Origin of the sequence: Lactobacillus gallinarum, from assembly GCF_002160635.1 — a bacterium.
Lineage (GTDB): Bacteria > Bacillota > Bacilli > Lactobacillales > Lactobacillaceae > Lactobacillus > Lactobacillus gallinarum.
This window is the reverse complement of sequence record NZ_NFKZ01000004.1, coordinates 39,402-52,136: the sequence shown is the minus strand read 5'-3', so window position 1 is coordinate 52,136 and position 12,735 is coordinate 39,402. Positions and strand designations below refer to the sequence as shown.

At 34.4% G+C, this 12,735-nt stretch carries 8 protein-coding genes; 2 read left to right on the top strand and 6 right to left on the bottom strand.

The window, feature by feature from the left end; genetic code table 11:
* Positions 1-31 precede the first annotated feature (31 nt).
* Positions 32-658 (top strand): Holliday junction resolvase RecU, encoded by a 627-nt coding sequence (gene recU, locus B5E95_RS02850; protein ID WP_025005667.1) that lies wholly within the window; start codon positions 32-34, stop codon positions 656-658.
* Positions 659-660: 2 nt separating this feature from the next.
* The gene (locus tag B5E95_RS02845) at positions 661-2,934 is read left to right on the top strand and encodes a PBP1A family penicillin-binding protein (protein WP_087235527.1); all 2,274 of its coding nucleotides are present in this window, start codon (positions 661-663) and stop codon (positions 2,932-2,934) included.
* A 180-nt stretch (positions 2,935-3,114) separates the two neighbouring features.
* Here B5E95_RS02845 and nth read toward each other — a convergent pair whose 3' ends face one another.
* From nth to addA, 6 genes are all read right to left on the bottom strand, one after another.
* Complete coding sequence (nth, locus tag B5E95_RS02840; protein ID WP_056945515.1) at positions 3,115-3,735, bottom strand: endonuclease III; 621 nt, start codon at positions 3,733-3,735, stop codon at positions 3,115-3,117.
* 1 nt (position 3,736) lies between these two features.
* The gene (locus B5E95_RS02835; protein WP_025005665.1) at positions 3,737-4,381 is read right to left on the bottom strand and encodes a DnaD domain protein; all 645 of its coding nucleotides are present in this window, start codon (positions 4,379-4,381) and stop codon (positions 3,737-3,739) included.
* A gap of 85 nt (positions 4,382-4,466) precedes the next feature.
* Positions 4,467-5,765: an asparagine--tRNA ligase gene (asnS, locus tag B5E95_RS02830; protein WP_087235526.1), complete on the bottom strand. Its 1,299-nt coding sequence runs from the start codon at positions 5,763-5,765 to the stop codon at positions 4,467-4,469.
* A gap of 54 nt (positions 5,766-5,819) precedes the next feature.
* Positions 5,820-6,317 carry a hypothetical protein gene (locus B5E95_RS02825; RefSeq protein WP_087235550.1) on the bottom strand — a complete coding sequence of 166 codons (498 nt, stop codon included), beginning with the start codon at positions 6,315-6,317 and terminating at the stop codon, positions 5,820-5,822.
* Positions 6,317-9,100 carry a helicase C-terminal domain-containing protein gene (locus tag B5E95_RS02820; protein WP_087235525.1) on the bottom strand — a complete coding sequence of 928 codons (2,784 nt, stop codon included), beginning with the start codon at positions 9,098-9,100 and terminating at the stop codon, positions 6,317-6,319. Before B5E95_RS02820 ends, B5E95_RS02825 begins: the two co-directional genes overlap by 1 nt.
* Before the next feature lie 18 nt (positions 9,101-9,118).
* On the bottom strand, positions 9,119-12,733 hold the full coding sequence (addA, locus tag B5E95_RS02815) for a helicase-exonuclease AddAB subunit AddA (RefSeq protein ID WP_087235524.1): 3,615 nt from the start codon (positions 12,731-12,733) through the stop codon (positions 9,119-9,121).
* Positions 12,734-12,735 lie beyond the last annotated feature (2 nt).

Sequence of the window (12,735 nt, the reverse complement as noted above, 5' to 3'; positions counted from 1 at the left end):
TATTGCTATAATGCTAACAGGAGTGAAGTCAATGGTCAAATATCCAAGCGGCAGTTTAGCTGCATTTAGAAAACCTATTAAAAAGAAAGAAAATAGTACTCGTCGTCCATATACTCACCGGAAAGGCGTTAACTTTTCTGATCGTGGAATGACACTTGAACAACAAATTAATGAATCTAATAAATACTATTTGACTGAGGGTATTGCCGTAGTTCATAAGAAGCCTACCCCCATTCAAATTGTTAAGGTTGATTATCCTAAACGCTCTAAAGCTGTTATTCGTAAAGCTTATTTTAGACAAGCCTCAACTACTGACTATAACGGCGTTTATAAAGGATATTATCTTGATTTCGAAGCTAAAGAAACCAGAAATAAAACCAACTTTCCTTTAAAGAACTTTCATGAGCACCAGATTTTTCATTTGAGCGCATGTTTGAAGCAAAAAGGAATTTGCTTTACAATTATTAGATTCGCTAGTTTGGAACGATATTTTGTCACTCCAGCTAGCTTTGTAATTAATGCTTGGAGAGAAAAGGATAAAAGTTCTATGACTTTAAAAGAAATCGTGGACAATTCCTATGAAATCAAAAGCGGTTTTCGTCCTACACTACCTTATTTAAAAGCAGTTGATAAATTTATTGCAGATAGGGAAAGATAATCATGACAGAAAATAATATGAAACGTGAATCACGTAGAAATTATCATAAACGAAGGTCGATTAAGAATAGTTTAGGTATCAAAATCATTAAATGGTTTTTTCTAATAGTTTTGCTATTGATTGTTTCAGGTATTGGGCTATTTGCTTTTTATGCAAAAGATGCACCTAATATCAGTCAAGATCAATTGCAAAGTGGCGGTACGTCTAGTTTATATAATAATGATGGTAAGTTTTTGTTATCACTTGGTTCTGAAAAACGAATTTACGTAAAAAATAAAGATATACCACAATTATTAAAAGATGCCGTAGTTTCCGTTGAAGACAAGCGTTTTTATAAAGATAAGCTTGGCGTAGATCCAATTAGAATCGTCGGTTCTATGCTTACTAATGCCAAAAGCAATAGTATTGCTGCTGGTGGATCTACTATTACTCAACAACTAGTTAAGTTAACGGTATTTTCTACTGCAGCATCACAACGTACCTTAAAGAGAAAGGCTCAAGAAGCTTGGCTAGCAGTTAAAGTACAACATGAATTCAGTAAAGACCAAATTTTAGAATTCTATATTAACAAAGTCTTCATGAATTATGGAAATTATGGTATGGGAACTGCTGCTAACTATTACTATGGCAAGCCACTGAAAAAGCTTGATTTAGCTCAAACTGCTTTAATCGCAGGGATGCCTAATGCTCCCGTTGCCTATGATCCTTACCTTTATCCTCAAAAGGCCCAATATCGTCGTAACATTGTTTTAAAAACTATGCTACAAAACGAAAAGATCACTAAAGATGAGTATAACCAGGCAATTAATGAACCAATTACTAAGGGGCTAAAAAAGCGTCGAGCAGATAACGAATCGAAGATTCGAAAGATCGATGATCCATACATCAAAGAAGTTATTTCTGAAGTTAAGAGCAAAGGTTTTGATCCTTATAATGATAATTTGAAAATCACTATTAATATTGATCAAAATGCTCAAAACAAACTCTATGAATTGGCAAATAATGGCTCTGTCCCATTCACAAACAATAAAATGCAAATTGGTGCTACAGTGATCGATCCTAATAATGGTCATGTTGTAGCAATTTTAGGTGGTCGACACTTGCCTTCAGTTCAATTAGGCTTAGACCGTGCTGTTCAAACTGGACGGTCGACAGGTTCATCAATTAAGCCAGTATTAGATTACGCTCCTGCAATTCAATATTTGAATTGGTCAACTGCAAAGATGCTTGACGATAGCAAATATGTTTACCCAGGTACTAATATCCAACTTTATGATTGGGATAATAAATATGATGGCATGATGACTATGCGTAAAGCTTTGGAACAATCACGTAATGTTCCCGCTGTTAAGACATTAGCTGATGTTGGTGTTAAACGTGCTTCTGCTTTTGCTCGTCGATTGGGCGTTAATGTCCCAGCCAATTCCGGATTATCAGTTGCTATTGGTGCTAATGCCTCTAGTTTGCAAATGACAGGTGCTTACAGTGCATTCGCAACAATGGGTATTTACCATAAGCCTCAATTTGTCTCTAAAATTGAAACACCTGATGGTTTAACTAGAAATTATGACTCTAACGGTGTTCGTGTTATGAAGAAGTCAACAGCATACATGATTACTGATATGCTGAAAGGCGTCATCAAACATGGTTCTGGTACTAATGCAAAGATTCCAGATCTTTATCAAGCTGGTAAAACTGGTACTGTTAAATATTCTGATGAAGATTTAGCAAAATACCCTGGTTATAATTCAACTCCTAAGGACTCCTGGTTTGTTGGTTACACTAGATCTTATACAATTGGTATATGGACAGGTTATGATAATTTAAAGGATGGTACTATTTCAGGTATTGGACAACAATCAGCTCAACTAATGTATAAGAGCATGATGTCTTACTTAATGAGAAATAAACCAAACTTGAATTGGGAACAGCCTAAATCTGTCATTCGTGCAAAAACTGGCGGCACTTGGCAACTATATGTTAGAGGTCATGCCCCTGCTGGTGTCAGTGATAGCGCGGCCAGTTACGATGAAGATGATGAAGAAACTGATACAAATAATGAGACCAACAATTCTGTTAATACAAACAATACTCAGTCTTCTTCTAGTGAAGCTGGTACTGCTCATCAATCAAGCAGAGTTGAAAGATCTCAATCTAGTCAAAGTAGTCGTGAACAATCATCATCTTCCGCTTCACATACTCAAAGTAGTAGGCCGACAAGAAATGAAGATAACGAAGATCATGAACAAAATCATGATGACTCTGATAAAGATTAATTGTTTAAGAGTAGACTGGCGTGTCTACTCTTTTTATTTGTCTGCCGAAACGTAGTGAAGGCAGACTTTGTTTTATGCATTTCAAATTTAGTAACAACTCACTATAATTATATCATTAACAAAAAAAGGTTTATTTCTCTAAGCATTTTTGCAAATAGAAATAAACCTTTTTCATCTTAATTAATTCAAATATGAATATGGATCACCTTTGGCTCTGGCTGGCATTGTATATCTTCCAAATAGAATCATAGCATGATGCGTTTTAATCCATTCATTCTTAGGTAAAATTGATTCCAACCGTTGTTCAACTTCATGTGGTGTTGCCTTTTGATCAACAATATGAAACACCTTCGATATTCTTGATACATGCGTATCTACCGCAATTGCTGGAACTCCGTAACCTTCAGCTAAAACTACATTAGCAGTTTTCTCTCCTACTCCAGGTAACGTCATCAAAGTCTTCTTATCTTCAGGAATTTCACTATTATACTTTTCAACTAAAATTTGTGCAGTAGCTTTTAAGTGTTTGGCCTTTGAGCGATACAATCCAATAGTCTTAATTGTATTTTCAATCTCTTCAATTGGAGCATTGGCTAAAATTTCAGGAGTAGGAAATTTTTTAATAAAATCAGGCATAACCCGATTAACCATTTTATCGGTCGTCTGTGCACTCATCATTACCGCACACAACAAATGAAAAGTATTATCCCATTGCAATTCGCCTTTAGCATCAGGGTACATTGCTAAAATTCTTTTTAAAACACTACGTGCTTTATCATCGCTTAATAAATCTTCTGCCATCCTATCTGTTCCTCTTTAAAAATCTCTCAATTTCATCAACGGTTTTTAAGTTATGCCGCTGCCAATTAAGTAAAACTCGATCAATATATTTCAAAGAATAAGCCTGAGACAACACAGCTTCTCTCAGAGCCAATTCTATCACTTCAGGAGTATAATGATCCACACTTAGCCATTGAGCGATCTCTTCCCTCTCAATTGGGCTCAGATAACGTCCAAACTCTACCTCAACTTTACGAGAAAGATAATTTAACGGATTATTATCTAAATCATCTACAACGGATACAGTCTTTTCTCTCTTCTTATCTTTGATTAATACATTCTGATCTATATATTGATCTATAGCATCATACAATTTATTTAAGCTATATCTATTACCAATTTTATCTTGATTATCTTTTACTTGCTCAATAGTTAAATAATCTCGATCAATTAGTCTTTGAATAATATTGCCAACATCTGCTACCGTCAAATTAGTATTAGCCGCTATTTTTTCGTTCGAGGGGAACGACTCTCCACGCTGACTAAAAGCTTCCAGTTGAATAATTAACAATAACTCCGCATCACTAATATTAAGTTTAGAATAGTACGCAATTAAGCCATTTTGTAAGGTGGTAAAACCTAAAGCGCGATAATCATTAAATTGCAAGGCAAATTTCCTTTCCAAAAATAAAAGTTGAACTAATAAATAGTCCAACTTTCGGTTTACATATTCATAATTGTCGATGCAATTATTAAGGTTGCATTCTGTTAATCAATCTTGGGAATGGAATTGCTTCACGAATATGGTCAAGGTGACATACCCAAGCAATAGTACGTTCAAAGCCCATACCGAAGCCTGAGTGAGGAACACCACCAAATTGACGTAAGTCAAGGTACCATTGATAATCTTCAAGGTTAAGACCAGCATCAATAATTTGTTGCTTCAACACTTCGTAGTTACCTTCACGTTCTGATCCACCAAAGATTTCACCGTAACCTTCTGGTGCAATAACATCAGCACATAAGTATTCCTTTGGATTATCAGGATTCTTCTTCATGTAGAATGGCTTAATTGAGGTTGGGTAGTTTACGATAAATACTGGACGGTCATATTGTTCAGAAATGTAACCTTCATCAGGTGCACCAAAGTCATCGCCCCACTTAAAGTCACGACCTGCCTCTTGAAGCATCTTAACAGCATCATCATATGGAAGACGAACAAAGTTACCTTCGGTAGTTGGACGAAGCTTTTCAGGATCTCTACCTAAAATCTTCAATTCGTATTCATTCTTGTCTAATACTTGCTTAACCATGTAAGCTAAGTATCTTTCTTGAAGATCAAGAGATTCATCTTGATGCATCCAAGCCATTTCAGGTTCCATCATCCAGAATTCAGTCATGTGACGACGGCCCTTTGATTCTTCCGCTCTAAATGTTGGACCAAAAGTAAAGATCTTGCCATAAGCCATAGCACCAGCTTCACCGTATAATTGACCAGATTGTGATAAGTAAGCATCATGGTCAAAGTATTCAACGTGGAATAATTGAGTAGTACCTTCTGGAGCTGAGTGCATGAAAATTGGTGCATCAAACTTAATGAAGCCTTCCTTTTCAAAGAAGTCTACAGTAGCCTTAAACATAGTGTTTCTAATTTGCATAATTGCAAATGGCTTCTTTGATCTTAACCATAAGTGACGGTGGTCAAGTAAGAAGTCAACACCGTGTTCCTTATTACCAATTGGGTAGCTTTCATTGTTTGAAACTACCTTTAAATCAGTAATTTGGATTTCATAGCCAAAGTGAGAACGTGCATCTTCGTGAACAGTACCAGTAATGTAGAAGCTGGCTTCTTGTCTAAGAGTCTTAGCAGCTTCAAAAACTTCTTCTGATACGTCATTCTTACGAACTACCCCTTGGAAAAATGCAGTACCATCACGTAATTGCAAAAAGATAATCTTTCCGCTTGATCGTTTATCTGTAAGCCAAACATGCATTTTCACTTCTTCATCAACATGCTTGGAAGAATCTTTAATTGAAATCAATTCTGTCATAAAATTCCTATCCACCTTTTTATCATTTATACAATGTACATGATACCAAAGTTTCTACAAATTATCGACTTCTGAGATATCATTTCCATCTTTAAATTCATATAAAGTATAACCTAGATTGCCATTTTGTTTTTTATAGGCAACTTCCCAAACAGCTTCACCTTTGTACCAACCAAGATTAATATGATTAATTGTAGCATCAGAATGAGAGGATTTAAACTTATTTTTAATATAGGTTTCAGATACTCCTTTATTTGCTGGATATAAATATGCTTTTTTAGAGTTAGGCAAATAAACAAAATAATAGCGTTTGCCTTTTTTCCCGGTTCCAGTAATAGCATAACTACTAGTTCCTCTATCTAAATGATAGTAGCTTTGAATATTCTTAATTGGAGTTTTAGTACGGGCTATTTCTGCAATTTTTTGATCATTACCTCGACTGCGAGACCCCGCATAATAAAAGATTAAAATGCTAGCCACAAAAGCAATTATAACAATCCCGATTACCCATGATATAAATTTTAACGTTTGTCTCGTATCATCTTGTATCATCATTTTTTCTTATTTTCTAATTCTTTTAATTTCTCTTTTGTAACTCTTTCTACCTTAACAGGAATTGCCTGTAAGAACGCCTTGCCATATTCTTTAGACCATAATCTAGGATCCAAAATAATATATTGTCCATGATCTTTTTCACCACGAATTAAGCGCCCCATTCCCTGTCTGAATCTAATAACAGCTCGAGGGAGGCTATCCTTTTCAAAGACGTTAATCCCTTGATCTTCTAGTTTTTTCTGTCTTAAACGAACTTCTGGCTGATCTGGGGATTCAAATGGCAATCGTGCTGCAAATACAGTATCAATACCACAATCATGAAAATCGATTCCTTCCCAAAAACTATCAGCACCAATAATAATCGCTTTTTTAGCAATTACAAATCTTTTTGCAATTCTATTATTAGAACCCGATATTCCTTGGGCCAATATTTCGAAATCTTTTAATTCTGGGGAATTCATAATAGCCATGAATACCGTTCGAATTTTTTCTAGATTAGTCATTAACACTAGAACGTGGTTTTTATTTGTAAGATCGTTAATTAAAATTTGCTCAATATCATCTTCATACGCTTCACTATCTGGATTAGGCATGTTATTAACCGAGATTACTTGCAAATGCTTCTTAATGTTAAATGTGCTTTTGCCTATGTATTCAACTACAGCCATATTTTTTAAAGCCAGCTGGTTAACAGCATAATCAAAATTATGGTTACTGGTTAATGTAGCACTGATAAAAGCAATATGGTCAAAGCGACTATAAATTTGATTAAGCACTTCTTCAGCATCTAACATCAGCCAATCTAAGTTAGTGCTTAAAGGATCATCCGGATTAGTAACCATCAATATAAACCCATCTTGATCCAAATTTTGCGAATCAGATAATATATCTGCTAATTGATAACTCTTTTCAGAATAATAATCTAAACGATCAATTTGTTCAGTAATTTCACTCAGCAGCGTCTCAGTATTGGTCAGAATTTGTTCTTGCTCATGATAAAGTTCAAACAAAACCTGATTGGTTAATTCTCTAACTTCCTCTAATTTTTGTTGGAACTTAGATAATAATTGCTTAAATTGACTATTTTTATTAAATAAGCCTTTTCCTTGAAAACTTAATTCTAAAGTTCCATTAGCCAAAAATGACCTATTGACTGCATTATCGTTTTGAGCGTATAAATCCTTTTGTAAATCATTAATACATTGAATCAATTCTAGAATCTGTGGATCAAGCTTTTTTAATAAAAAGTTGAGTTGCACATTATCATTAAATTGATTTTCTACACCATCATTAGAAAAATAAAACAGGTTGCGTAAATGACTTAATACGCCCCATAAAGCTTCAAAGCGTAATGAATCATTACGTGAACTAATAACGTTTTCAGTAAAACGATGTGCTTCATCAACTACTAAATATGGGTTTTGCCCCCAAATAGTGTCCATATAATGATTAGCCAAATAAGCATGGTTAGTAACTAATATATCAGCCTCTTCCTGGCGCTTTCGTGCAAGATTCCAGAAATCTACACTAGCAAAACGACTACCTACTCTTGCATCCCCCGGGTGTTGAATCTGTGCAAACAACGGAGCATTATAGTTAGTCAAATTTAGCTCATCTAGATCACCAGTTTTAGTTTCCGTAAGCCAAACTAAGATCTGCATCTGTAATACAAGAGTATTTTTATTCGGCGTACCTTGAAAAATCGTTTGTACAAACCCATCTAAATCTAAATAATGACTGCTGGATTTAACGACCTCAGCTGTTAAATCTAATTTAGTAACCTTTAAAAGCTGAGGTATCTCATGCTCCATTATCTGCTCTTGTAATACCTTGGTTGGTGTAGCTACTACTAGTTTTCTACCCGAATAAAGTTGATACGCATATGAAAACAAATATGAGAAAGTCTTTCCAGTTCCATTAGGCGCTTCAATTATCATAGCTCGTTTATCGGGATTATTAATAAATTGATGTAAATGGTTAATTAAATCTACCTGAGCACGACGAAAATGCAATTTACCTTTAAACAAATTCTTCTTTTCATCATCAGTTTTTGGAAAATGAGCATTCTCTCCATGACGATCTAATTGATCATTCTGTTTTTGTAAAATAATATTGCGAACCTGCATATAGCTTGAGCCCAGTGGTCGTTTTTGCTTACGCAGATTATCTGCAATTGTCGCAATTACCCAAGATGTATCTCTAATTAAACTTGCTGATAAAGAGCTCAACGTATTCAAAGTTGCCTGAGGAAGACTCTCTAATTTATGAATAATTTTAATTAATAAAATGGCGGTCCCGTATGCATCTGAATCAGCCTTATGAGGATTAAGATGTTTAATCTTAAGTTGAGCAGTTAGATCACTCAACTTATATGAAGGCAATGTAGGGAAAGCAATCTTAGCTAATTCCACTGTATCAATTGCCTTATTAGTCAAAGCCTCATAGCCATGTTGTACTAATTCATAATTTAGAAAAGGTAAATCGAAATCAACATTATGCGCTACGAAAACCGTATCTTTTAAAATCTCTACTATCTTCGGTGCATAAACAGAGAAATCATCTTTCCCTTGTACATCTTCATTATGAATACCAGTCAGATTAACTACAGACTGGGGAATTTCACGATGAGGATTAATCATAAATGAATATGTCTTAACCACCCTCATATTTTTGATAATTGCACATCCGAACTGAATAATATGATGGCCTTTTTCTCGCTGCGTTCCTGTAGTTTCTAAGTCAACAACAGCAAAGGTATCTTTTGCAAAAATCTTTGCCATCTTTTTCCTTCTTTCTAACTACTTAACCTCAACTACTTGTTTTGCATCAAGCAGAATTAAATATTTGCCAATAACTTTCTTTTCACTAAATTCATTTAACGCTTGTTCATACAAACGAAGCTGACCAGTATATTTTTCTTTAATTAATTCAATTGATTTATCAATATTAGATTCATTCACATGATCAGTTTTGTAATCAAACAAAATGATACCATTCTTTGCTACAAAATAACCATCAATTGTACCGTGAACCAAAATTTTAGAATCTGGATCACTAAAGTCCTTAAATAAAGTTCTAGCTGAAAGCAAACTAGAAAAATCAACTTCTCGCTTTAAATTATCTGGCTCTTTCCAAAAAGCTTTGGAAAAATCACTATGAACAAACCAGTCAATTTGGTCCTTCTTTAAGCTCGAAACAATATCTGGATTCAATTTCTTTTGTTCAATCAACGTTTCTATCTCTTGATCTAAATTATCTGCACTATCATTCGTGTAATCATAATACTGCAGGATTAAGTGAGTAGCCGTACCGATTTCTGCTCCTGTAAATTTTGTTTGATACAAAAAATTAGGCTTGGTATCAATTGGTTGCAAATAACGATTAGTAGAAGTTAATAAATGTGAATTCTCTAATTCAGCATCTATTGGATCATTAAATGCTTTTTTGATTTCAGAAACCGCTTGATAAGCCGTAGTTTCACTTGCATCTTTGAAAGGATAATCAAATTGATAAAGCTGGTTGACTGTCTGCGTTAGCAAATTAAGCTTACTTGTATTTTCCTGCTGCTTATTATCAGTTTCTTCTTTTTCAGTAAATTTAATATCTTCATCCTGATAATCAATAAACAAGATCTTTTGACTTTGATCGATTGACTTAGTAACATCACTCAATTTAATAGCCACATGTCGATCAAATCTTAATGAAGGTCCGATAAAACTTAAAGGACTAGTAGCTGATAATTTATTAATTAATGGCAGTTGACCAGCGTGATTCAATTCCGTCGACCATTCTTTTACCTTTTTGTTAAAGCTAGGAACATCACCTACCAAAATCAATTTTTGCTTTGCTCTAGTTAAAGCCACATAAAGAATACGTGCTTCTTCTTCAAGCAATTGCTGTTTTTTAGTAATGTTCCCCATTGCCTTAACTAGTGAGTCTACACGATAATGCTTTTCTCTTAAGGTAATCCCCATACTATCAGAGTTAATAATATAATTACCATTTAAATCACGCATCTGATAATGGTGCTGCATCCCTACATAGAAAACGATTGGAAACTCTAATCCCTTAGAACCATGAATCGTCATTAATCTAACAGCATTACCAGCTTCTTTAGTTAAAAGTGGCTGTGCTAAATCTTTTTGACTACGTCTCATTCGATCAATGAAGTTAATAAATTGATATAGTCCTTTAAATCCTGCACTTTCATATGAAGAAGCTCTTTCATATAGTGCTTCTAAGTTAACTCGCCGCTGCTCACCATTAGGCAATGCCGTCATTATCTCTAATAAATTAGTACGCTCATATATGCTCCAAATTAATTCCGATATTCTATGGGTCGTGGCAAAACTACGCAATTCTGCTAACTGATTTAAAAAGTTTTTACACTTTTTACTTAACTCATCGTTAGTACCTATATATGAAGTAAGTGCACTATAAAAGTTGCTATTTTTACTCTTAATTCTAATTCTGGCTAGCTCTTTTTCATCAAAATTAAACAGTGGAGAACGTAATACTGTTACTAATGGAATATCCTGGTCAGGATTATCAATTATTTTTAAATAATTCATCATGACAGTTAATTCAAAAGTTTGAAAATAGTTTTCTGCATCAGTAACAAATAATGGAATATCTTGCTTAGCAAATTCTTGCATAATTTCCAGATTATCACTACGACTTCTAGTTAAAATAGCAATATCACTATATTGCATATCTCGCATTTTACCAGTATTACTGTCAAAAACCTGAACGTGTTCTTCTTCTAACTGCTTAATCCGAGCAAGTACCATTTGAATTTCAGAAAAGTCTATCTCACTTTCATCTTTATTAGTGCCGTTTTTCTTTTCATGAATAATCACTTCACTTGCTTGAGGCAGTGATTTGGGATAATATTTCGCCCCAAAAACTAGCTGCCCTTCTTTTTGATAATCAATCCCACCAAAATCAGTACTTAAAATGCTCTTAAACACTAGGTTAACTGTTTCTGTTACTGGCTCGGTTGATCTAAAATTATCTGACAACAAAATCCGTTCTTCATGTTCATTCTGTTCTTGGGCAAATTGATGATATTTTTGTAAAAACAGACTTGGTTCAGCTTGTCTAAATCCATAAATTGACTGTTTTACATCCCCCACCATGAAAAGAGTGTTCTTTTCCTCATTTTTAATTTGCTGAATAATTCTTTCCTGCAGAGCATTAATATCCTGATATTCATCAATCAGAATTTCCTTAAACTTATTTTGATAAAAATCGCGCGCCATTTGGGAACTAGACGTATCTTGACTTAAGATTTGATAAGCTAATTGCTCCATATCACTATAATCAAGCAAATTTTCATTACGTTTTAACTGATTAAAGCGTTCAATTAATTTAATTTCAGCAGCTGAAATAGCACTGACAATCTTTTGCCCGTCTTGCATAATCTTGATCTGCTCTTTTTCAGCTACCGCAAAAAATGAAGTAAAGGTATCGAATACCTGACTCTTCGATTCATCTTTTAAAGCTTGGATTTCTTCATAAAACTCTACCAGGTCTTCATCCCATTTTTTCGATTTACGAAAACTAATTGTAAATACGCAGCTTCTTAATAACTCCCTCTGCTTATCATAATCAGCATCTTCTTTAACCGCTTGGACAAAATTATCTATATTTTGTGCAAACAGCGTGAATGACTCTTTTACCTTAGCCAATTCCTTAGTTTCCATCACAGCTTGTGATAAATAAGATGCTATCTTGTCCTGTAATTCCGAGAATTTAGCCACAATATACGGCTTAATTTGTTTTTGCCAAATCTTTGATTCCACAACACTGTCTTCAATATCATAAATCTGTGGCAATTGTTTAAGCCAAGCGCGATATTCTGGTTTTGCCATAGCAAAATTGTATAAATCTAATAGCAAATCACGAGGACTATCTGCATCCCGATCACCAGCGAAATTATCATAGAAATGTCTAAAAGCTTGATCCTTATTAGTTAACATTTCCCCTTCGATCTCACGCAAAGCACGTTCTTTCAACAAGGCAGCTTGCGTATCATCAGTTAAGATCGTAAAACTAGGATCTAACTCAATTGAATAATAAAAGCGATGAATTACATCCAAACAAAATGCATCAATAGTTGAAATATTAGCGGTATCTACCTGATTTAACTGCTCACGCAAATATCTATGATTAACTCCAGGTTTGGCTAATTCTTTAGTTAAAGCAGCTTTAATTCTGATCTTCATTTCTTCGGCTGCGGCTTTGGTAAAAGTCACAACTAATAATTCATCTACTCGCGTACCTGCTAAAATTTCTTTTAAAACACGCTCAACTAAAACAGTAGTTTTACCACTACCGGCAGATGCGGAAACTAAAATATCATGCCCTTGATCATTAATTGCTTTTTCTTGTTCTTTTGTAAATTGTGGCAAAA

Bases quoted from the DNA above. Each gene is read 5' to 3' on its own strand.
- recU (WP_025005667.1), top strand. From the start codon at position 32: ATGGTCAAATATCCAAGCGGCAGTTTAGCTGCATTTAGAAAACCTATT.
- B5E95_RS02845 (WP_087235527.1), top strand. From the start codon at position 661: ATGACAGAAAATAATATGAAACGTGAATCACGTAGAAATTATCATAAA.
- nth (WP_056945515.1), bottom strand. From the start codon at position 3,735: ATGGCAGAAGATTTATTAAGCGATGATAAAGCACGTAGTGTTTTAAAA.
- asnS (WP_087235526.1), bottom strand. From the start codon at position 5,765: ATGACAGAATTGATTTCAATTAAAGATTCTTCCAAGCATGTTGATGAA.
- B5E95_RS02825 (WP_087235550.1), bottom strand. From the start codon at position 6,317: ATGATACAAGATGATACGAGACAAACGTTAAAATTTATATCATGGGTA.
- B5E95_RS02820 (WP_087235525.1), bottom strand. From the start codon at position 9,100: ATGGCAAAGATTTTTGCAAAAGATACCTTTGCTGTTGTTGACTTAGAA.